The sequence below is a fragment of the Leisingera aquaemixtae genome, assembly GCF_019801145.1.
GTDB lineage: Bacteria > Pseudomonadota > Alphaproteobacteria > Rhodobacterales > Rhodobacteraceae > Leisingera > Leisingera aquaemixtae_A.
Map to the genome: position 1 here is coordinate 178823 of NZ_JAHVJQ010000002.1, position 20317 is coordinate 199139.

The 20317-nt window shown below is 64.3% G+C and carries 20 protein-coding genes; 13 read left to right on the forward strand and 7 right to left on the reverse strand.

Annotated elements, in window-relative coordinates; translation table 11 throughout:
• Positions 1-110 precede the first annotated feature (110 nt).
• The 5 genes from KUW17_RS05370 to KUW17_RS05390 all read left to right on the forward strand — a co-directional run bounded on the left by KUW17_RS05370 (position 111) and on the right by KUW17_RS05390 (position 5446).
• A complete protein-coding gene (locus KUW17_RS05370; RefSeq protein WP_222476568.1) occupies positions 111-599 on the forward strand; it encodes a DUF3576 domain-containing protein in 489 nt (162 codons plus the stop codon).
• An 88-nt stretch (positions 600-687) separates the two neighbouring features.
• Positions 688-3252: a leucine--tRNA ligase gene (gene leuS, locus KUW17_RS05375; RefSeq protein ID WP_222476569.1), complete on the forward strand. Its 2565-nt coding sequence runs from the start codon at positions 688-690 to the stop codon at positions 3250-3252.
• Positions 3239-3754 carry an LPS assembly lipoprotein LptE gene (gene lptE / locus KUW17_RS05380; RefSeq protein ID WP_222476570.1) on the forward strand — a complete coding sequence of 172 codons (516 nt, stop codon included), beginning with the start codon at positions 3239-3241 and terminating at the stop codon, positions 3752-3754. The genes leuS and lptE overlap by 14 nt, the downstream gene beginning before the upstream one ends.
• On the forward strand, positions 3751-4779 hold the full coding sequence (holA, locus tag KUW17_RS05385; protein ID WP_222476571.1) for a DNA polymerase III subunit delta: 1029 nt from the start codon (positions 3751-3753) through the stop codon (positions 4777-4779). The genes lptE and holA overlap by 4 nt, the downstream gene beginning before the upstream one ends.
• A 76-nt stretch (positions 4780-4855) precedes the next feature.
• Positions 4856-5446: a glutathione S-transferase family protein gene (locus tag KUW17_RS05390; RefSeq protein WP_222476572.1), complete on the forward strand. Its 591-nt coding sequence runs from the start codon at positions 4856-4858 to the stop codon at positions 5444-5446.
• On the opposite strand, the gene KUW17_RS05395 is transcribed toward KUW17_RS05390, so the two are convergent.
• The gene (locus KUW17_RS05395) at positions 5419-6618 is read right to left on the reverse strand and encodes a TIGR03862 family flavoprotein (RefSeq protein ID WP_222476574.1); all 1200 of its coding nucleotides are present in this window, start codon (positions 6616-6618) and stop codon (positions 5419-5421) included. The genes KUW17_RS05390 and KUW17_RS05395 overlap by 28 nt on opposite strands.
• 68 nt (positions 6619-6686) lie before the next feature.
• Here KUW17_RS05395 and KUW17_RS05400 point away from each other — a divergent pair, with 68 nt between their 5' ends.
• A complete protein-coding gene (locus KUW17_RS05400) occupies positions 6687-6980 on the forward strand; it encodes an HNH endonuclease (RefSeq protein WP_222476576.1) in 294 nt (97 codons plus the stop codon).
• Here KUW17_RS05400 and KUW17_RS05405 read toward each other — a convergent pair.
• From KUW17_RS05405 to KUW17_RS05415, 3 genes are read right to left on the reverse strand one after another with little or no spacing between them, the layout of a single operon-like run.
• Positions 6977-7663, reverse strand: coding sequence for a VOC family protein (locus KUW17_RS05405; protein WP_315899382.1), 687 nt, complete (start codon positions 7661-7663; stop codon positions 6977-6979). The genes KUW17_RS05400 and KUW17_RS05405 overlap by 4 nt on opposite strands.
• A complete protein-coding gene (locus KUW17_RS05410; protein WP_222476587.1) occupies positions 7660-8271 on the reverse strand; it encodes an enoyl-CoA hydratase/isomerase family protein in 612 nt (203 codons plus the stop codon). The genes KUW17_RS05405 and KUW17_RS05410 overlap by 4 nt, the downstream gene beginning before the upstream one ends.
• Positions 8268-9017: an SDR family oxidoreductase gene (locus KUW17_RS05415; protein WP_222476588.1), complete on the reverse strand. Its 750-nt coding sequence runs from the start codon at positions 9015-9017 to the stop codon at positions 8268-8270. The genes KUW17_RS05410 and KUW17_RS05415 overlap by 4 nt, the downstream gene beginning before the upstream one ends.
• 135 nt (positions 9018-9152) lie before the next feature.
• Between KUW17_RS05415 and KUW17_RS05420 the strand changes: the two genes are divergently transcribed.
• The 5 genes from KUW17_RS05420 to lpxK all read left to right on the forward strand — a co-directional run bounded on the left by KUW17_RS05420 (position 9153) and on the right by lpxK (position 15230).
• On the forward strand, positions 9153-10676 hold the full coding sequence (locus KUW17_RS05420) for a DUF2125 domain-containing protein (RefSeq protein WP_222476589.1): 1524 nt from the start codon (positions 9153-9155) through the stop codon (positions 10674-10676).
• A 122-nt stretch (positions 10677-10798) separates the two neighbouring features.
• Positions 10799-12145 (forward strand): TldD/PmbA family protein, encoded by a 1347-nt coding sequence (locus KUW17_RS05425; protein WP_222476591.1) that lies wholly within the window; start codon positions 10799-10801, stop codon positions 12143-12145.
• The gene (locus tag KUW17_RS05430; protein WP_222476593.1) at positions 12132-12935 is read left to right on the forward strand and encodes a 3'(2'),5'-bisphosphate nucleotidase CysQ; all 804 of its coding nucleotides are present in this window, start codon (positions 12132-12134) and stop codon (positions 12933-12935) included. Before KUW17_RS05425 ends, KUW17_RS05430 begins: the two co-directional genes overlap by 14 nt.
• A gap of 113 nt (positions 12936-13048) precedes the next feature.
• A complete protein-coding gene (locus KUW17_RS05435; protein WP_222476597.1) occupies positions 13049-14242 on the forward strand; it encodes a 3-deoxy-D-manno-octulosonic acid transferase in 1194 nt (397 codons plus the stop codon).
• Positions 14229-15230, forward strand: coding sequence for a tetraacyldisaccharide 4'-kinase (gene lpxK, locus KUW17_RS05440; RefSeq protein ID WP_222476600.1), 1002 nt, complete (start codon positions 14229-14231; stop codon positions 15228-15230). The genes KUW17_RS05435 and lpxK overlap by 14 nt, the downstream gene beginning before the upstream one ends.
• Before the next feature lie 96 nt (positions 15231-15326).
• Here lpxK and KUW17_RS05445 read toward each other — a convergent pair whose 3' ends face one another.
• Both KUW17_RS05445 and KUW17_RS05450 read right to left on the reverse strand, forming a co-directional pair.
• On the reverse strand, positions 15327-15998 hold the full coding sequence (locus tag KUW17_RS05445) for a DsbA family protein (RefSeq protein ID WP_222476601.1): 672 nt from the start codon (positions 15996-15998) through the stop codon (positions 15327-15329).
• A complete protein-coding gene (locus KUW17_RS05450; RefSeq protein WP_222476602.1) occupies positions 15995-16522 on the reverse strand; it encodes a DUF721 domain-containing protein in 528 nt (175 codons plus the stop codon). The genes KUW17_RS05445 and KUW17_RS05450 overlap by 4 nt, the downstream gene beginning before the upstream one ends.
• A gap of 84 nt (positions 16523-16606) precedes the next feature.
• Here KUW17_RS05450 and mutY point away from each other — a divergent pair, with 84 nt between their 5' ends.
• Positions 16607-17671: an A/G-specific adenine glycosylase gene (gene mutY / locus KUW17_RS05455; RefSeq protein WP_222476604.1), complete on the forward strand. Its 1065-nt coding sequence runs from the start codon at positions 16607-16609 to the stop codon at positions 17669-17671.
• An 84-nt stretch (positions 17672-17755) separates the two neighbouring features.
• Positions 17756-18889, forward strand: coding sequence for an alkane 1-monooxygenase (locus KUW17_RS05460; RefSeq protein WP_222476606.1), 1134 nt, complete (start codon positions 17756-17758; stop codon positions 18887-18889).
• Between the two features lie 3 nt (positions 18890-18892).
• On the opposite strand, the gene KUW17_RS05465 is transcribed toward KUW17_RS05460, so the two are convergent.
• Entirely contained in the window at positions 18893-20281 is a 1389-nt protein-coding gene (locus KUW17_RS05465) for an adenylate/guanylate cyclase domain-containing protein (RefSeq protein ID WP_222476607.1), read from the reverse strand.
• Between the last annotated feature and the right edge of the window lie 36 nt (positions 20282-20317).

Below are 20317 nucleotides of genomic sequence, written 5' to 3' on the forward strand. Positions count from 1 at the left end.
TATAGAGCCGGAAATGCCCCGCAGGAGCAGCGTCATAGAAGCCAAAGCCCTTGCTCCGCTGTTGCGCCTTGCGTTAGGTGTTCGCGCAGAAAATGGCTCCGGGAGCGGTTATGAAATACGGAAAGACCCTGCGGGTAACAGTGATCGGCGCGATCTGTCTTGGCCTCGCAGCCTGCGGCGGCGGCAACAGAAGCGGCGAGGTGCCGGCAAACACGGCGCGGACGATCAGCCAAAAGGAAGAGATCCAGCGTAACGCGACCAAGTCGTCCATCTTCGACTTTCTGAACGCCAAGCCGGACCAGACCGTGCAGGTGAACCGCTATCTGTGGACCGCCAGCCTGGATGTGCTGAGCTTCCTGCCCGTGCAGTCGGTTGATCCCTTCACCGGCGTCATCGTGACCGGCTACGGCACCCCCCCCGGCGGCGGCCGCTCTTACCGGGCCACGATCCACATCAAGGATCCGGCGCTGGACGCACGCTCCCTGAACGTGGCGCTGCAGTCCAAGAGCGGAGCGGTCAGCGCCAGCACCACCCGTGCCGTCGAGGACGCGATTTTGTCCCGCGCGCGCCAGCTGCGGATTGCAGACAAGAAACTCTGACCCTGCGCCCTCTGGAATCGCCAGCCAAACCCCATTATCAGAAGCGCCGGGCCACCTGCCCGGCGTTTTCATGCAAAGGACCGCTCTGATGCCGCGTTACATAGCTCCTGAAATCGAAGCACGATGGCAGAAGGCCTGGGACGAGGCCGGGATTTTCCAGGCCAAGCGTACCGGCGACAAGCCCAAGTATTATGTGCTGGAGATGTTCCCCTACCCGTCGGGCAAGCTGCACATGGGCCATGTGCGCAACTACACGATGGGCGACGTGATCGCGCGCTACAAACTGTCCACCGGCCATAACGTGCTGCACCCGATGGGCTTCGACGCGTTCGGTATGCCGGCCGAAAACGCCGCGATGGCTTCGGGCGGGCACCCCAAGGACTGGACCTATTCAAACATCGACACCATGGTCGAGCAGATGAAGCCGCTGGGCCTGTCGCTGGACTGGAGCCGCATGTTCGCGACCTGCGACCCGGAATATTACGGCCAGCAGCAGGCGCTGTTCCTCGACTTCCTGGAAAAGGGCCTGGTCTACCGCAAGAACGCCGTGGTGAACTGGGACCCCATCGACATGACCGTGCTGGCCAACGAGCAGGTCGAGAACGGCCGCGGCTGGCGTTCGGGCGCGCTGGTGGAGCGGCGCGAGCTGACCCAGTGGTTCTTCAAGATCTCCGATTTCTCCGAAGAGCTGCTGTCGGCGCTGGACACTCTTGAAAACTGGCCCGCCAAGGTCCGCCTGATGCAGGAAAACTGGATCGGCAAGTCGCGCGGCCTGCAGTTCTCCTTTGAACGCACCGACGGCGGCGAGCCGGTCGAGGTTTACACCACCCGCCCCGACACGCTGCTGGGCGCGTCCTTTGTCGGCATCTCGCCCGACCATCCGATTGCCAAGGCGCTGGAAGCCGAATCGGACGAGGTTGCGGCATTTGTCGCCGAGTGCCGCAAGGGCGGCACCACCGAGGAAGCCATCGAGACGGCCGAGAAGCTGGGCTATGACACCGGCATCCGTGTCAAACACCCGCTGAACCCGGAATGGGAGCTGCCGGTCTGGATCGCGAACTTCATCCTGATGGACTACGGCACCGGCGCGATCTTTGCTTGCCCGGCGCATGACCAGCGCGACCTGGACTTCTGCCGCAAATACGATCTGCCGGTCATCGACACGTTCTTTGCGCTGGACAATGACACTCCGGTTGCAAACGAGGCTTTTGTCCCGCCGAAAACCGAGAATGTCCGCTGGGTCGACCATTTCGCCGGTCTGACCGAGGCCACCGGCGAGGAAGCCATCGATGCCACCGTGGATTATGCGGAAAAGGCCGGCTGGGGCCAGGGCGTCACCAAATACCGCCTGCGTGACTGGGGCCTGAGCCGCCAGCGCTACTGGGGCTGCCCGATTCCCGTGGTCCACTGCGGGGACTGCGGCGTGGTGCCGGAGAAGAAAGAGAACTTGCCGATTGCGCTGCCCTATGATGAGGGCGGCAAGCCGATCGACTTCTCGGTGCCGGGCAACCCGCTGGACCGCCACCCGACGTGGCGTGATTGCGCATGCCCGTCCTGCGGCAAGCCGGCCCAGCGCGAAACCGACACCATGGACACTTTTGTCGATTCGTCTTGGTACTTCGCCCGTTTCACCGCACCGCGCGCCGAAACCCCTACCGACATGGCCGAGGCCGAATACTGGATGAACGTCGACCAGTACATCGGCGGCATCGAGCACGCGATTCTGCACCTGCTTTATTCGCGATTCTTTGCCCGCGCGATGCAGATCTGCGGCCACCTGCCGGAGAAATCCATCGAGCCGTTCGATGCGCTGTTCACCCAGGGCATGGTGACCCACGCGATCTACAAGACCACCGGCGAGAACCACCGCCCGGTTTACCACTATCCCGAAGAAGTGGAGCTGCGCGACGGCAAGGGCTTCCTGAAGGACGGCACTGAGGTGGAGATCATCCCCTCTGCCAAGATGTCCAAGTCCAAAAACAACGTCGTGGACCCGCTGCACATCATCTCGTCCTTCGGCGCGGACACTGCCCGCTGGTTCGTGCTGTCGGATTCGCCGCCCGAGCGTGACGTGGAATGGACCGCTGCCGGCGCCGAAGCCGCCCACAAACACCTGAACCGTGTCTGGAACCTGTGCGACCGCATTGGTGAGATGGATCCGGAGGCGGCGGGCGAAGGCGACGAGGAGCTGCTGCGCGAGATGCACAAATGCATCCGCGATGTGACGCTGGGCATCGACTCCTTCGGCTTCAACGCCGCGATTGCCAAGCTGTACGCCTTCACCAACACGCTCGCCAAATCCAAGGCCAGCGCCAAGGTGCAGAAGCAGGCGATCATGACGCTGGCGCAGCTGATGTCCCCGATGACCCCGCACCTGGCAGAGGACATCTGGAACCATCAGGGCGGCGAAGGCCTGTGCGCCACCGCGCCCTGGCCGGTTGCCGACGACGCCATGCTGGTCGAAGACACCGTCACCCTGCCGATCCAGATCAACGGCAAGCGCCGCGGCGAGATTGAGGTCGCCAAGGATCTGGACAAGGCAGAGGTTGAAAAACTCGCCCTGGCACACGAAGCTGTGCAAAAGGCGCTGAATGGCGGCGCCCCTAAGAAGGTGATCGTTGTTCCGGGCCGGATTGTGAATGTCGTTGCTTAACCGCAGAACCCTGCTGATGGCGCTGCCCTTGGCGGCAGCTGCCTGCGGCTTCACCCCGGTCTACGCCCCTGGCGGAACCGGCGCGGAGCTGCATGGCCAGATCGAGGTTCAGGCGCCGGAAAAGATCAAGGGCGCCAACGGCTCTGATGCCTATTTCCTGGTGCAGAACCTGGAGCAGCGCCTGGGCCGCGGCAGCGGTGCCGCCTACAAGCTGGACCTCACACTCAGCACTGAGGAAGAGCGCCAGGCGATTACGGCGGATAATGAAATCACCCGCTACTCGGTGATCGGCACCGCAGGATTTTCGCTGACCCGGCAGTCGGATGGCAAGGTCGCGTCCAGCGGCACTGTGCGGAATTTCACCGGCTACTCCGCCACCGGCTCCACGGTGGAGACTCTGGCCGGCGAGCGGGACGCGCATGAACGCCTGATGGTGATTCTGGCCGATCAGATCACCACGCAGATCCTGGCAACCGCGGATCTCTCCGCCGCTGCTGAATGAAGCTTTCCCCGCGCGAAGCTGACGGCTATTTCGCCAAGCCCGATCCCGGCAAGACCGGCATCCTTATCTATGGCGCCGACGCGATGCGCGTGTCCTTGAAGCGGCAGCAGGTGCTGACCGCCCTGCTTGGCCCCGGCGCCGAGGAAGAAATGCGCCTGACCCGCCTGCCAGGCGGCGACCTGCGCAAGGATCCGGCGCAGCTGTTGGATGCGGTCAAGGCGGTCGGGTTCTTTCCCGGTGTCCGGGCGGTGTTTGTCGAAGGCGCCAACGACACCGCCACCCCCGCAATCACCGCAGCACTGGAGGAATGGCAGCCGGGCGATGCTCAGATCGTGGCCACGGCCGGCCAGCTGAAAGCGTCCTCCAAGCTGCGCAAGGCGTTTGAGGGCCACAGCAACGCCTATGCGGTTGGCATTTACGACGACCCGCCCTCGCGTGCCGAGATCGAACGCATTCTGGGCGAGGCCGGCATCCGCGACGTGCCCGGCGACAGCATGTCGGCGCTGACCGATATCGCCAATGACATCGGCCCCGGCAACTTTTCCCGCATGATCGAGAAGCTGGCGCTTTACAAGCACGGCGACAGCAGCCCGCTGTCACTGGACGACATCGGCGCCGTGGCCCCGCAGTCGACCGAAGCCGCGCTGGATGACGTGCTGAACGTGGTCGCCGAGGGCCGCAGCCCTGAAATCGGCCCGCTGATCCGCCGCCTGCAGGCGCAGGGCACCAACGCCGTGACCCTCTGCATCGGCGCCACCCGGCATTTCCGCACGCTCTACACCATCGCCTCGGCTCCCGGCGGCCCGGCCCAGGGCATCGGCCAGCTGCGCCCGCCGCTTTACGGTAAACGCCGCGACCGGATGCTGCGGCAGGCCCAGAACTGGGGCGCAAACCGGCTGGAAACTGCGCTGACGATCATCACCGACACCGATCTGGCGCTGCGTTCTGCCGGCCAGACCGCGCCGGCGCTGGCCCTGATGGAACGGGCTTTGATCCGGCTAGCCATGCTCAGCCGCGCCCGCTGATCCCGAAACGCACCGTCCCGCTTGATCCGCCTTGCAGCGCCGCCCATCATGGCACGGTAAGAACAGGAGAAAGACGATGTATACGGTCACCGGCATTCCGCTTACCCGCACCTTCCGGGTGCTGTGGGCGCTTGAAGAGCTTGGGCAGCCCTACGAGCTGAATCAGCATGGCCCCCGCAGCCCGGAAGTGCAGGCGCTGAATGTCTCTGGCAAGGTCCCGGTGCTGCAGGCGGAAGGTGAGGTCATCACCGATTCGACTGCAATTCTCACCTACCTGGCTGACAAGCACGGCGCGCTGACGGCCCCCGCGGGAACCATTGGGCGCGCCAAGCAGGACGCGATGACCCATCTGCTGCTGGACGAGGTCGATGCCGTCCTTTGGGCCGCGGCACGGCACAGCTTCATCCTGCCCGAGGAACAGCGGGTGCCAGAGGTGAAAGGCAGCCTGAAATGGGAGTTTGCCCACAACCTGTCGCGCCTTGAAAGCAAGATGGCAGGCCCCTTCCTGATGGGAGAGGAGTTCACCATCGCCGACATCATCTGCACCCATTGCCTGAACTGGGCGCGCAGCGCCAAGTTCCCGGTCGAGGGTGAAAAGCTGCAGGACTACGGCAAACGGATGCGGGAACGCCCGGCGTTTCAGCGGGTGGCCGAACTCGCCAAGTAACCCGCCGCCGCCTGCCCTGCCCAGCGCCCGGTGGCCAGGCAGGCGGTCAGCAGATAACCGCCCGTCGGGGCTTCCCAATCCAGCATCTCCCCGGCGCAGAAAATTCCGGGGATTTGTTTCAGCATCAGGTTGCCATCCACTGCATCACGGCAAACGCCGCCGGCGGTCGAAATCGCCTCGTCCATCGGGCGCAAACCCGCGTGTTTCACCGGCAGCGCCTTGATCAGCCTTGCCAGGGCCTGCGCCTCCTGCGGCAGCGGGCGCCCGAATTCCTGCAACAGCGCCACCGCAGCCGGTGACAGCTTCAAGGCCTTGCGCAGGTGGTTGGAGAAACTCGCCTTGCCGCGCGGGCGCGACAGGCGGCGGGCAACTTCCGCCTCTTCCAGATCCGGAAGCAGATCCATTTGCAGCACCGCACCCTCCCGCACCGCGGCACAGACGGAATAGATACCGCCGCCCTCCAGCCCGCGCTGCGAAATTACCGCTTCACCGCGCGAAACCTGGCCGCCCGCCCGCAGCGCAATCCCTTTGAGCGGCTGGCCGAATTGCGGTGCCATGTGCTTGGACCACTCCACCAGCAGCCCGGCATTGGCAGGCTTGAATGGGGAAACTTCTACCGCTCGTTCCTGCAACAGCGGCCGCCACGCCCCATCCGACCCCAGCCGCGCCCAGCTTGCACCGCCAAGCGCCAGAACGGTGGTGCCTGCCTCAATCCGCACCGAACCGCTTGGCGTTTCAAAAAGAAGAGCCGCGCCGTCCCAGCCGGCCCAGCGCCAGCGGGTGCGGATCTGCACGCCATACCCGCCCAAACGCCCCAGCCAGGCCCGCAAAAGCGGCGATGCTTTCATCACCTTCGGGAACACCCGGCCGGTGGAGCCGGTGAACAGCTCGCTCCCCAGCCCCTGCGCCCAGACCTGCACTGCCTGTGCATCAAAGTCCCGGATCATCGGCGCCAGCCAGTCCGCTGCCTCACCGTAGCGGGTGATCAGCTGTTCGAAACGTTCGTCCTTGGTCAGGTTCAGGCCGGATTTGCCCGCCATCAGGAACTTGCGGGCAGCTGACGGCTTGGCCTCAGCCACCAGCACCCGGTGCCCGGCGCGGCCCAGTTCTTCGGCAGCCATCAGCCCGGCTGGCCCGGCTCCGATCACCACTGCGTCCCACGCCTCTGTCATGCCATCCCCTTGCCAGCCCTTGCCGCCGGCGTGTCTAGTGCCCGCACGAAACCAGCCGAGGCCTGTGCATGTCTGATCCGAACTGCCCGCTGTGCGGCCGCCCTATCCCAAAGGGTGCGCCGCAAAGCCTGCACCATCTGATCCCAAAACTGAAAGGAGGCAAGGGCGGACCAACCGTTCTGCTGCATGACATCTGCCACCGCGAGATTCACGCCACGCTGACAGAGGCGGAATTGGCCCGCGACTTCAACACACCGGAAGCGCTGCAAGCCCATCCGCGGCTGGCAAAGTTCATCGCCTGGGTTCAGAAACGTCCGCCGGATTTCCGCTCCCGCGTGCCCGGCAAGCGGCGCAAGCGCTAACTGATTTCAAGCCCTATAAAGGCCGGGCTGTCACGCAGCTGCGCCCCGGGAATGTGCTGAAACTCCAATGTTGTGTAGGGCCGCCGCCACAGCCATTCCCGGTTCGCCAGCGACTGCAAATCCGCATCCGGCGGTGTTTCCGTTGTAAAGCCAAGAAAATGCAGGTCGAACCCGAACTCCGCCACATCCTGAACTGACAAGAGCTTCATGTCTGCACGCAGGGCAAGCTCGGCCGCGATGTCCCCGGTCCGCAACGTGATCTGCCCGACATGCGCGCCGCCGCCCAGCGGCAGTGCAGGATCGCCGGCACCGTCTGGCCGGTTGCCAAGGAAATCATGCTGCAAAAGCTCTATGGCAAAGCCTTCGGGATCGTGCAGATGCGCCATATAGCCGATATCGCGGAACTGGTGCGGCGCAGAAACCTCCACGCCCTTCTGCCGCAAATGCTCACAGGCGATGTCCAGATCGGGCAGGCAAATGCCGATCTTCCAATAACGTTCATCGCGTGAATGCGGCGCCCGGCTGCCGCCGGGCAGCAGGATCAGGTCCGCATCCCCGCCGGCATAACCGGCACGCCAGGCTTCACCCTCAGACCGTGCCTCCATGCCGAGCACATCCGCGTAAAACCCCGCCAGCATCTTTGGGTCTTCGACCTGTAGCCGAAGGCCTGAAAGCCGCTTCACCGGCACATCCTCAGGATGCCGGCGGCAATTTCCGGTTTGGCCTCCAGCGAATGCGCCAGCAAATCCTCCGCCGTGTCCAGCAAGGCCTCAGGCTCCACAATCCGGTCCACGAGGCCGTAGTCGTATGCCTCCTGCGCGGTGATCTTCTGCCCGGCCGCCAGGATCATCTTAGTGCGGGCAGGCCCGATCAGAGCAGCCATCCGGCCCGCGTCCGAAGGCTGCGGCAAATAACCAAGCTTCATCACCGGGTAGAAGAATTTGGCCGATGGCACCGCGATGCGGATATCGCAAGCCAGCACCATGCCATTGGCGCCGCCCGCCAAGGTGCCGTTCAGCGCGGCCACCTTGAGGCAGGGAACAGCGGCCATTGCCGCCGACAGCCGCTCCCACACCGGCGAGGTCGCCAGGCCTGCCCGCGCCTCATCCAGATCGGCACCGGCGCTGAACACCTTGCCGGTTCCGGTCAGGATCAGCCCGCGGGCCTCCTGCGCGCGTTCGGCAATCTCCGCCAGCTCTGTGAGCATTGCTTCTGTCAGCGAATTCGCCTTGTCCGGCCGGTTGATGGTGACGGTCCACAGACCGTTTTCCGCGATTTCCAGTCCGATCATACCAGGCCCACCCGTTTGCGGATGCTGTCCTCGCGCAGGGAAACCTCTTGGCCTACATAATCATCTGCGTCGCCAGTGCACATCCACATCAGCGTCCGGGCCGGCCATTCGGCCGGAATATGGTCTTCCCAGTCCAGCTCGCTCACCGGGTTGATGCCGCTGGCCTTGATCTCGCGCTGCATCTGGGTCGCAACCGTCCCTGGCGACAGGCCCATGGCGCGGATGCCGTTGCCGCGTTCTTCCAGGTCGAGCGCAGAAGTCAGCATCGCCGCGCCTGCCTTCGACGAACAATAGGCACTCCACCCTTCCAGCGGCCGGTGCGCCGCGCCGGAGCTGACGGTAATGATGGTGCCGCCCCCCGATGGCTTCATCAGCGGCAGCGCAGCCCGCATGCCGTTGAAAACGCCTTTCAGGTTGATGTCGATCAGCTTGCCCCAGCCGTCCGGCGATGCATCCTCCAGCCGGGCTATCGGTTCGATCACCCCGGCATTGTTGATCAGGACGTCCAGGCTGCCGAATTGCTGGCGCGCCTTGGCCAGCGCCGCCTCCACCGAAGCATAGTCAGCCACATCACAGGCAAAGGCCAGCACGTTTCCGCCGATCTCCTCTGCCAGCGCCTTCAGGGCATCGCCGCTCCTTGCCAGCAAGGCCAGATTGGCCCCGGCGGCAGCAAAGAGGCGGGCCGCATCCGCACCAATCCCGCGGCTAGCGCCTGTAATTGCAATTGTTTTTCCGTTGAAATCCATCCGCCGTCCCTCCAAGTGACTGATAACCCATGTGGTAAAGCCCTTAGGGGGAACGGTCCAGCCCAAGGCCCCCTTGACGGCGCTGCCTGCCGGGCCGACGATGATTTCAATTATCTCACAGAGAAAGGTTCTCTAATGTCCGTTATTTTTGCGCGCGGCGGTGCCGCAGCAGCAATTTTGGTTGTTTCCGCGCAGGGCGCCCTGGCCGATCTGAGCGCGCAGGAAGTCTGGGCCGACTGGAAGGCGTACCTGACCGGCACCGGCTACACGGTATCCGGCACCGAAACTGTTTCGGGCAGCACTCTCACGGTATCCGACGTGTCGATGGTCATGCCAATCCCCGAAGAAGACGGATCCGGCACCCTGAGCTTTCCGGAAGTCCAGTTTGTCGAAAACGGCGATGGCACCGTCAACGTGCTGCTGCCTGCAGAATTCCCGATGACATTTGATTTCTCCGGCGACGGCGAAACCTTTTCCGGCAAGCTGATCTATTCCCACGATGGCACCCCGATGAAGGTGGCCGGCGACGCCGAGAACATGAGCTATGACTACAGCTCCTCCAAGGTTGCCCTGACGCTTGAGGAGCTGACCGCGGACGGCGAGGCCGTGCCCGCGGATGTCGCGAAAGCCCAGCTCGTCATGAGCGACGTCGCCACCAGGAGCAACATGAAGGTGGCCGGCGCTCGCAGCTATGAGCAGACGCTGACTGCCTCCAGCCTCAGCTATGACATGGGTTTCAACGACCCCGAAGGCGAGGGCAAGGGCTCCTTCAAGGGGGCGCTGCAGGGCCTGGCCTTCACCGGCACCGGCACCGTTCCCGAGGGCACGCCGGGCACCGACATGGCAGCGCTTCTGGAAGCCGGGTTCGGTTTTGACGGCACCTTCACCTTCGAAGGCGGCAACGGCTCCGTTTCCGGCGTGGACGGTAGCGAAACCTTTGCGATGGAAAGCAACTCCCAGGGCGGCTCCTTTACCGTGTCGATGGACAAGGAGCACCTGACCTATGACGTTTCGCAGATCGGAACCAATGTGAACATCACGGGATCAGAGATCCCGTTCCCGCTGGCGCTCAGCATGGCGGAAACCGGTTTCAAGCTGATGATGCCGCTTTCGAAATCCGAGGAAGAGCAGGATTTCGCCCTGGGCGTCACCCTGCGCGAGTTTGCTGTGCCGGAAATGCTGTGGGGCATGATCGACCCGACCGGCCAGCTGCCGCATGACCCAGCCACCGTCATTCTGGACCTGGCTGGCAAAGGCAAGGTGCTGTTTGACCTGTTTGACCCCGAAGCCATGGAAGCCGTGGAAAAGGGCGAAGAGCAGCCGGGTGAGCTGAATGCGCTGACCGTGAAGCAGCTGCAGGTCTCCGCAGCAGGCGCCGAGCTGACCGGCACCGGCGATTTCACCTTCAACAACGAAGACCTGACCAGCTTTGACGGCATGCCGGCACCCGCAGGCGAAGCCAACTTCAAGCTGACCGGCGCCAACACCCTGATCGACAAGCTGATCGGCATGGGCCTGATGTCCGACAGCGACGCCATGGGCGCGCGGATGATGATGGGCATGCTGGCGGTCCCGGGCGAAGGCGAGGACACGCTGACCTCGAAGATCGAAGTCACCGAGGACGGCCAGGTGCTCGCCAACGGCCAGCGCATCAAGTAACCGTCAAAGCCCGGACAAGACCTGCAAAGGGGCTGCCTGGCGCGGCCCCTTTTTTGCGGCCCGCACTTGCGGCACGCGGTCTCTCTGGATAGCTCTTTTAAAGAGCAGAACAGAAGGTGCCCATGACCCAGTCTCCCGAAGCGCTTTGCCACGCCCTGATTGACGCCGCCCGCAAGGCCGGCGCGGATGCCGCCGACGCCATGGCAGCCGAGGGCAGCTCTCTCAGCATTGAAGTGCGCGAGGGCAAGCTGGAACATGCAGAGCGCTCGGAAGGCACCGACCTCGGCCTGCGGGTGTTTGTCGGCAAGCGCCAGGCGCTGGTCTCCTCCTCCGACATGCGGCCCGAAACCATCGCAGCGATGGCCGAACGCGTCGTTGCCATGGCAAGGGAAGCACCGGAAGACCCCTATGCCGGCTTGGCCGATCCGTCTCAGCTGGCCCGGGACTGGGATCTGGCCGCGCTGGAGCTGGAAGACCCGAGCAGCGAACCGGAGCCGGCAGCCCTGCAAGCGGATGCCCTGGCGGCCGAGGCCGCCTGCCAGGAGATTGAGGGTATTACCCAGGTGCAATCCGCAGCGGCGGGCTATGGCCGCCATGCTGTGCATCTGGCCGCGACCAACGGTTTCTCCGGCGGTTACCAGCGCACGGGCCGGTCGCTTTCCTGCACCGGAATCGCCGGCACGGGCACCGGAATGGAGCGTGACCACGACGGCGATTCCCGCACCTTCCAGGCCGACCTGCGCGGTGCAGAGGAAATTGGCCGCACCGCAGGTGAGAGGGCCGTGGCCCGGCTGGGCGCCCGCAAGCCCAAGACCGGCAGTTTCCCGGTTCTGTTCGACGAGCGGATTTCCTCTTCGCTGATCGGCCACCTGATGTCGGCAGCCAACGGCGCCGCAATCGCCCGCGGCTCCTCCTGGCTGAAGGATTCGCTGGGCCAGCAGGTGCTGCCCGAAACCCTCTCTGTCGTTGAGGACCCGCACCGCCCGCGCATTTCCGGCTCACGCCCGTTTGACGGCGAGGGGCTGGCGACCCGCAAACGCACCGTGGTGGACAAAGGCGTGCTGACCGGCTGGACGCTGGACCTCGCTTCTGCCCGCAAGCTGGGGCTGGAAAGCACCGGCAACGCCGCCCGCGGCATCGGCGGGGTGCCCTCCCCCTCGACCTGGAACATCGCGCTGACCCAGGGTGATGCCAGCCGCGAGGACCTGATCGCACAGATGGGCACCGGCCTCCTGGTCACTTCGATGATCGGCTCCACCATCAATCCGAACACCGGCGATTATTCCCGCGGCGCCTCGGGTTTCTGGGTGGAAAACGGCGAGATTGCCTATCCGGTCAACGAATGCACCATCGCCGGCAACCTGCACAGCATGCTGCGCCGGATCATTCCGGCCAATGACGCGCGCACGCATCTTTCCAGCGTGGTGCCCTCGCTGCTGGTCGAAGGAATGACCCTTGCCGGCAACTGACCTTTCCCTGCTTGTAAAAGCGGCGGAACAGGCTGGAGACATCGCGTGCCGCTACACTGGACCCGACGCCAGGCGCTGGGACAAGCCCGGCGGCGCAGGCCCGGTGACCGAAGCTGATCTGGCCGTCAACGCCATGTTGGAGGATATGCTGCAGCAAGCGCGGCCCGGCTACGGCTGGCTGTCGGAGGAGACCGAGGACAGCGCCGCCCGCCTGGCCCGCGACCGGGTGTTCATCATCGACCCGATCGACGGCACCCGCAGCTTTGCCGAAGGCTCCCGCACCTGGGCGCATTCCATCGCTGTTGCGGAACAGGGAGAGGTGACAGCTGCGGTGGTCTATTTGCCCCAGCGGGAGCTTATGTACACCGCGGCCAAGGGGCTGGGTGCGGCCTGCAACGGCAATCCGATCAAGGTATCCTCCGCAACTGAGCTTGCCAGCACTGAAATCCTGGCAGCCAAGCCCAATTTGCAGGCGCACCACTGGCTGGGCGGCGCCCCGCCTGCGTTCATCCGCAGCTACCGGCCCTCGCTGGCCTACCGGCTGGCCAAAGTGGCCGATGGACGGTTCGGCGCCATGCTGACTCTGCGCCCCAGCTGGGAGTGGGACATTGCCGCGGGCGACCTGCTGCTGCGCGAGGCAGGCGGTGTGATCAGCGACCGCGCAGGCCACCCCTTGCGTTTCAACAACCCGCACCCGCGCCTGAACGGGGTGATCGCCGGCTGCCGCGCCCTGCATCAGGCGCTGCTGGCGGCACTCGATCCATCCAGCCCCGGCATCGCTGGACTTTGAACCAGGCAGGCCTTAAGCGGTCTCAGCAGTCCAGCCATCGCCAGAAGCAAATTTTTCACAGACAAACCCGCATGTTGCAGATACCTTGGGCCGGAAAAATAAAATCGAACCAGATGCAACTGCGAACCACAGCTTCCAGGCGCTCCGCCGGCCTGCAGCCCCGCCCCAAGGGGGAGCTGCTGTGGGTGCACGCGACAACGCCCGAACGCTATCTGGCGCTCTGTGATGTCGGCCGGCGGCTCAAAACGCTGCGCCCGGATCTGCTGGTGCTTGCCAGCTGGGAGCCTGAGTTGCACCTGACGGGAACCGTTGGCTGCGATATTCCGGTTGGCCCGCTGGCAGAGGACACGATGGCAGAGGCGCGGGATTTCCTGGCCCACTGGCAGCCTGACGCCTGCATCTGGACCGGCACGCCCGCACGGCGGGTGATGCTGCGGCAATTGCGCGAGCGCGGCACCGGCATCCTGCTGGCGGATCTGCTGGACAGCGAAATGCCGCACCGCACCAGCCGCTGGCTGCCAGATCAGCGGCGGCGGCTGCTGGAGGGGCTGACCTGCATTCTGACCCCCTCCAAGGCGGTGCAAGACCGGCTGATCCGGGCAGGCGTCCCGGCAGAGCGGGTGGAACTGGCCGGCAAGCTGCGGGTGTCCGCCATTCCGCCGGGCTGCAACGACGACGAGCTGGCCGCCATGCAGGAGACCTTGGGCAGCCGCCCGGTCTGGCTGGCAGCACATGTCAAACTGGCGGAGCTTGCCCGGGTGCTGGAAGCCCACCGGACCGCCTTGCGGCTGCTGCACCGGCTGCTGCTGGTGATCGCGCTGGACGACACCGCCGACTTGGCCGCCGCCCGCCGCCTGCTGCAGGACAGCGGGCTGTCCTTTGCCGACTGGGAGGACGGCGGCGAACCGGAAGACTTCAACCAGGTGCTGCTGACCGGCGGCGAGGACCTGGGACTCTGGTACCGCCTGTCTCCGGTTGCCCTGATCGCTAGCAGCCTCGATCCCGCGGCACAGGGCCAGTCCCCCTTGGATGCCGCGTCCTTGGGCTCTGCCCTCTTGCACGGGCCTGGTATCCACGCGCACCGTGACCTCTATGACCGGCTGGCCAAATCCGGCGCCGCTCTGCAGGTTCAGACCCCGGCTGAAATGGCGGATGCCGTCGTCGCGGTTTCCGCACCGGACAAGGCTGCCGAAATGGCGCTGGCCGGCTGGCAGAGCGTGACCGAAAGCGCAGCCACAACCGACATGCTGATGGACAAGGTCCAGACTCTGCTGGACCAGCACGAGGATACCAATGCGGGCACCTGATTTCTGGCACAAGCCGCCGGAGCAATTTGATCTGCGGTCAACCTTGCTGGCACCGCTGGGATGGGCCTATGCGCGTGCCACGGCGTCCCGGCTGGCCAAGGGCAGCCCGCAAGCGGCCGGGGTGCCGGTGATCTGCGTCGGCAATCTGAACGCCGGCGGCACCGGCAAGACCCCCACGGTGATCTGGCTGCTGGAAACTCTGCGCAGCCTCGGCCACGAGCCGCATGTCGTCACCCGCGGCTACGGCGGCACGCTGGAGGGGCCGGTGCAGGTGTTCCCCGGCCGCCACAAGGCCGCGCAGACCGGGGACGAGCCGCTGCTGCTGGCCGCCTTTGGAGAGGTCTGGGTTGCCAAGGACCGCGCCGCGGGCGCCCGCGCTGCAGCTGACGCCGGGGCGACGGTCATCGTGCTGGACGACGGCTTTCAGAATCCATCCGTGGCCAAGGACCTGTCGCTGGTAGTAGTGGATGCGCAGCACGGGTTCGGCAATGGGCGCTGCCTGCCGGCCGGCCCGTTGCGCGAACCGGTTGCCACCGGGCTGAAACGCGCCGGCGCGGTGCTATCGCTGGGGCAGGAACCCGCCCAAAAAACATTCACGGACGCTTGGGGCAGCCATCTGCAGGGGCTGCCGCATTTCACCGGCGCGCTGGAACCGTTGCAGACCGGGATGCCCTGGAACGGCACCCGCGTGCTGGCTTTTGCCGGCATCGGCCACCCGCAGAAGTTCTTCAGCACCCTGCGCAGCCTCGGTGCCGAAATAGCCCGGGCCGAGGCGCTGGACGACCACCAGCCGCTGACCCCGGCGCTGATGAACCGGCTGGAAAACGAGTCCAAGCTGCTGAACGCGCAGCTGGTCACAACCGAAAAAGACGCCGTCCGCCTGCCAGACAGCTTCCGCTCCAAGGTGATCACCCTGCCGGTGCGATTGCAGATCGATGGTGCCGACGGCCTGAAGGCCCTGCTGCAAAAGGCGGCGCCAGCACCCTGAGCGCTGCCCGGTTGCAATCCATGCGGCGGCGCGTGCCGCCCAAAAGAAAAAGCCCGGGCAGCCGCCCGGGCTTTTCATTCTTGCGGCCAGCCGCCCTCAGCCTTCCAGCTCTGCGTCGATCAGCTTCTTGAAGTCTTCGTAGGACTGGTTCGAGATTTTCTCACCATTCAGGATGAAGGACGGCGTCGACTCGATCCCGTGCTCAGTCGCGTTTTCCTGATACCAGGCCACCAGGGTCTGCGCCTTTTCGCCATCCTGCAAGCAGGCTTCCAGCTGATCGTTTTCAATCCCTGCCAGGCGGCCGATCTTGCGCAGCTCGTCGATGATCTCCGACGCGCCCCCGGCCCGCGCCCATTCCGACTGCCCCTTGTAGATCAGATCGGAAATGCCGAAAAACTTCTCCGGCCCGCTGCAGCGCGCGATCATCGAGGCCCACAGCCCGTAACGGTCGAAATAGACCTCCCGGTAGGTGAATTTAACCTTTCCGGTGTCGATGTAGTCCGCCTTCAGCTGCTTGAAGGTGTTGTTGTGGAAGTTCGCGCAGTGCGGGCAGGTGTAAGAGGCGTATTCGATCAGCGTGACCGGCGCGTCCTCCGCCCCCAGGGTCATCTCGGTGATGGTCGAAGTGTCCACTTCGGTTTCTTGCGCAACAGCGGCGCCAACCAGCGGGTTTGCCGGCAGATTGCTCTGGCTGCCCAAACCCGACAGGGCATAACCGCCCGCAACCACCGCAACCGCGGCCAAGACACCAGACATCAAACGGGTCATTTGAACCCCTTTCCTTGCGTTTTCTGTTTTGTCAGCACATTGCGCCCCAGGCGTTCCAGGGCGGCGCGCAAATCGTCATTTTCCACCCCGGCGGCTGCCTTGCTGGCCTCAGCCGCATCCTGCGGGTCCGGCTGCAGCGGCGCTTGCACCTTGGGGGCATATTTGAATTCCACGCGTCCGTCGGAAAATCCCGTCGGTGCCGTTTGCGTGATCCGCACCTTGGAGATGGCGTTGAAGCCATAGACCGCGTTCACCCGCTCGCGCAGGCGTTCCTTTTGCATTTCCAGCATCGGCGCGTTGGCCCCGGTGGTCAGAACCGTCAGCGTGGCGCCAAAGGAGCCCCGCCCATAGCCGATGTTCACGGGACGGGCCATGGCAGCGATATCCGGCCCAGCGATCTCCTCCCAATGGGTGAGCAGCCGGGACACCGCGAATCCGCGGCTTTCCCCCGCTTTGCGGATCTGCTCGCTGAGGAGCTTGGAGGTCCGGGAGAACCCGCGTGTGGTGCTGCGCCTGAATGCCATGATCTAGGTTTTGCTCGACTGCCCGCCCTATTGTAAAGAGCGGTAATGCAGGCGCCAGCCAAACCGCAAGCCGGGGAATAACGAATGCGTGACTTGAATAGCGATTTTGCTGCGATGGGCGAAGACCTGCTTGCGTGGTATGACGTTCATGCCCGCGAGATGCCCTGGCGTGTCAGCCCGGCAGACCGTGCCGCAGGCGTCCGCCCGGATCCTTACAAGGTCTGGCTTAGCGAGGTGATGCTGCAGCAGACAACCGTGGCCGCCGTCCGCGAGTACTTCCTCCGCTTCACCGGCCGCTGGCCATCGGTTCTGGGTCTGGCTGCCGCGGAAGACGCAGATGTGATGAGCGAATGGGCCGGCCTCGGTTATTACGCCCGCGCCCGCAACCTGCTGAAATGCGCCCGCGCGGTGGCGCAGGATCACGGCGGCAGCTTCCCGGACAGCTACGAGGGCCTGCTCAAGCTGCCCGGCATCGGCCCCTATACCGCCGCGGCCATCGCCTCGATCGCCTTTGACCGCCCCGAGACCGTGCTAGATGGCAATGTGGAGCGCGTGATGGCGCGGCTGCATGACATTCACGACCCACTGCCCGGTGCAAAGCCCGTACTGAAAACCCGTGCGGAAGCGCTGACCCCGGATCAGCGGCCCGGTGATTACGCGCAGGCGGTGATGGATCTTGGCGCCACCATCTGCACCCCCCGCAACCCTGCCTGCGGCATCTGCCCCTGGCGCGAACCTTGCGCGGCACGGGCTGCAGGAACCGCCGCCGAGCTGCCCAGGAAGACGCCAAAGAAACCCAAACCCACCCGGCACGGCATTGTCTATCTGGCGCAATCGGCCGATGGAATCTGGCTGCTGGAACGGCGGCCGGACAAGGGGCTGCTGGGCGGAATGCTCGGATGGCCCGGCTCGGAGTGGAACGGCGCCCCTGTCCCTGCCCCGCCTTTTGAAGCTGACTGGCAGGCGTTGCCAGGCGAAGTGCGGCACACTTTCACCCATTTCCACCTGATCCTGCAGGTGATGACCGCAGAGCTCCCCCGCGGGTTCAACCGGAATGCGGACCAAGAGCTGGTCCCGCAGCAAGATTTCCGCCCTTCCAGCCTGCCCACGGTGATGCGCAAAGCCTTCAGCCTGTACAAAGACCGCTAGGTTACCTTGCGCCCCTATTGGGTTTTCAGGAGCCAAGGCATAGGGTTCGCTCAAACGCGCGCTGACTGATTTGGGAGACCCGGCATGATTGCCTCCGAAACCCTTGCCCGCTGGCAAAGCGCCCTGCCGTTCTGGATGTCCTTTCTGCTTTTGCCGCTGGTCTGGGTCGCTGCGCTGCAGGGCGGCTGGGCGCTGCTGCTGCCGCCGCTGGTCACCTGGCACCTGTTTGCGGTGCTGGACGGGATGTTCGGCCTCAACCTGGAAAACGCCGACCCGGAGACACCGGACAGCGACCTGAAATGGTACAAGGCGCTGACTGCGGCCTGGGTGCCGCTTCAGTTCGTCACTTTGTTCGGACTGATCTGGTATGTCAGCAGCGCAGAACATCTGAGCGCGTTCGAGAAATTCGCGGCCTTTTTCGGTGTTGGTGTTGTGACCGGCGCCGTCGGCATCAACTACAGCCACGAGCTGATGCACCAGTCCAGCCGGGTCGAACGCTGGCTGGGCGACATTCTGCTGGCAATGGTGCTTTATTCGCATTTCCGGTCAGAGCACCTGCTGGTGCACCACCGCTATGTCGGAACGCCCCGCGATCCGGTCACGGCGCGCTACAACGAGGGTTTCCACCGCTTCTATCCGCGGGTGCTGCGACAATGCTGGCACTCCGCCTTCCGTGCCGAAAAAGAGAAGCTTGCCAAGAAGGACCGCCCCTGGACCGACCGCTCCAACCCGTTCTTCCGCTACTGGGCGCTGCAGGCGGCGATGCTTCTGCTGGCCTTGCTGCTCGGCGGGCTGACCGGCGTCCTTCTGTTCCTGGTTCAGGCCGGCACCGCCATCTGGCAGCTGGAAGTGGTCAACTACGTCGAACACTACGGGCTGACCCGCAAACACCTGGGCGAGGGCAAATACGAGCCGGTCCAGCCGCGCCATTCCTGGAATGCGGCGCACAAGGCATCGAACTGGCTGCTGATCAACCTGCAGCGCCATTCGGACCACCACTACAAGCCGAACCGGCGCTTCCCGCTTCTGCAGAACTATACAGAGGCCGACGCCCCGCAGCTGCCCTACGGCTATCCGGTGATGACCATTGCCGCGATGATCCCGCCATTGTGGCGGCGGGTGATGAACCCGCGGGTGCGGCGCTGGCGGCAGCGGTACTACCCCGAAATCACCGATTGGCACGCCTACAACAAGGCGCAGAACCCGATGCCGCGCTAAGGATTACGCCCAAGCCAAAACCGTCATCGGCTGGTCCAGCCCGCGCACTTCCTGATCCGGATGGCGGGCTGCGCCGTCCAGCAGGTCCAGCCCAGCCAGCTCAGCCTTGACCTGCGCGGCCATCGTTTCGCTGACAACAATACTGGCCTGCAGCCTGCGCGTCAGGTTCTCCAGCCGCGCGGCAATGTTCACCGTCATGCCCAAAACCGCGTATTCCAGCCGGTTGGCACCGATATCGCCCAGCAGCGCCTCGCCATAATGAATGCCGATCCCGGCGCGAATCTCGGGCTTGCCCTGTTTCGCACGCTCCCGGTTCCATCTCGCCAGTGAGGTCCGCATCGCATGGGCGCAAGCTAGCGCGTTGGTTGCATCCTGTGTCCCGGCGACCGGCGTGCCAAATGTCGCCATCAGCCCGTCCCCCAGATACTTGTCCAGCGTGCCGTGGTGGTGGAACACCTCCCGCTCCATCCGGCCATGGAATTCGCGCAAGAGATCAATCACGGCCCGCGGATCCATGCCTGCTGACAGCCGGGTAAAGCCGATGATGTCGATGAACAGAACCGCCACATTCTCGCTGCGCACCTGTTTCAGCGGCTCATCGTTCTGCGACAGCTGCTCCACTACATTGGGCGAGAAGTAGCGCGACAGGTTGGCCCGCTCCCGGGTCAGGCTTGCGTTGCTCATCAGCAAACCGTTGAAACGGCGCACCGAGAAACCCAGCGTCACAGCAACCAGGACAAAGACGACCGCTTCCTGCACCCGCATCCGGACCACAAAATTGTTCGGGTCAAAAAACTCTGCCAGCAATAAGTCCGGGCCAAAAGCAGCCTCAACAGCTTCGGTCAGGCCCGGAAACGGGGGTGCGAACCACCAAGCCAGCGCCAAGGCGCTTAGCCACATCGCCGCCGTCCAGGTGCCGATTGCAATCACCGTACGCCAAGAATAGGCCATGGTGCCGGCCGCCAGAATGACAAAGAAATACTGAAAATTGTCAAACCTGTACTGCATCGCCACCGGCATCTCATGACTGGCGAACGGATTCGGCACCACCATTCCTACCGTCATGATCAACAGGTCCAGGAAAATCAGAAACAGCTCCATTCGCGACCGTCCGACTTTGCCCGCGCGGCTGATGAACCAGCCGTTCAGGCACAAAAGCGCCAGGATCCCATGATAATAGAGCATCTCCCAAGCCGGGTTCAGGAACACAAGCAAAACGCCGATGAATGGCATCGCGATCCAACGGGCCCGCACCGCCAGCTGCAGCCCGCGCCGCTTGTGCGCATCCAGTGCGGCCTCCGCAAACCTTCCCTCGGCCGCAGAAACCTGCTGGCTGCCTGTTTCTGCTGCACTGGCAGCACCGGCTCCGGTTGCAAGCGCCGTATCGGTCATTGGCTCTCCCTCTTCCCGCTGGCTGCAGCAGCATAC

Bases quoted from the DNA above. Each gene is read 5' to 3' on its own strand.
- KUW17_RS05370 (WP_222476568.1), top strand. From the start codon at position 111: ATGAAATACGGAAAGACCCTGCGGGTAACAGTGATCGGCGCGATCTGT.
- leuS (WP_222476569.1), top strand. From the start codon at position 688: ATGCCGCGTTACATAGCTCCTGAAATCGAAGCACGATGGCAGAAGGCC.
- lptE (WP_222476570.1), top strand. From the start codon at position 3,239: ATGTCGTTGCTTAACCGCAGAACCCTGCTGATGGCGCTGCCCTTGGCG.
- holA (WP_222476571.1), top strand. From the start codon at position 3,751: ATGAAGCTTTCCCCGCGCGAAGCTGACGGCTATTTCGCCAAGCCCGAT.
- KUW17_RS05390 (WP_222476572.1), top strand. From the start codon at position 4,856: ATGTATACGGTCACCGGCATTCCGCTTACCCGCACCTTCCGGGTGCTG.
- KUW17_RS05395 (WP_222476574.1), bottom strand. From the start codon at position 6,618: ATGACAGAGGCGTGGGACGCAGTGGTGATCGGAGCCGGGCCAGCCGGG.
- KUW17_RS05400 (WP_222476576.1), top strand. From the start codon at position 6,687: ATGTCTGATCCGAACTGCCCGCTGTGCGGCCGCCCTATCCCAAAGGGT.
- KUW17_RS05410 (WP_222476587.1), bottom strand. From the start codon at position 8,271: ATGATCGGACTGGAAATCGCGGAAAACGGTCTGTGGACCGTCACCATC.
- KUW17_RS05415 (WP_222476588.1), bottom strand. From the start codon at position 9,017: ATGGATTTCAACGGAAAAACAATTGCAATTACAGGCGCTAGCCGCGGG.
- KUW17_RS05420 (WP_222476589.1), top strand. From the start codon at position 9,153: ATGTCCGTTATTTTTGCGCGCGGCGGTGCCGCAGCAGCAATTTTGGTT.
- KUW17_RS05425 (WP_222476591.1), top strand. From the start codon at position 10,799: ATGACCCAGTCTCCCGAAGCGCTTTGCCACGCCCTGATTGACGCCGCC.
- KUW17_RS05435 (WP_222476597.1), top strand. From the start codon at position 13,049: ATGCAACTGCGAACCACAGCTTCCAGGCGCTCCGCCGGCCTGCAGCCC.
- lpxK (WP_222476600.1), top strand. From the start codon at position 14,229: ATGCGGGCACCTGATTTCTGGCACAAGCCGCCGGAGCAATTTGATCTG.
- KUW17_RS05445 (WP_222476601.1), bottom strand. From the start codon at position 15,998: ATGACCCGTTTGATGTCTGGTGTCTTGGCCGCGGTTGCGGTGGTTGCG.
- KUW17_RS05450 (WP_222476602.1), bottom strand. From the start codon at position 16,522: ATGGCATTCAGGCGCAGCACCACACGCGGGTTCTCCCGGACCTCCAAG.
- mutY (WP_222476604.1), top strand. From the start codon at position 16,607: ATGCGTGACTTGAATAGCGATTTTGCTGCGATGGGCGAAGACCTGCTT.
- KUW17_RS05460 (WP_222476606.1), top strand. From the start codon at position 17,756: ATGATTGCCTCCGAAACCCTTGCCCGCTGGCAAAGCGCCCTGCCGTTC.
- KUW17_RS05465 (WP_222476607.1), bottom strand. From the start codon at position 20,281: ATGACCGATACGGCGCTTGCAACCGGAGCCGGTGCTGCCAGTGCAGCA.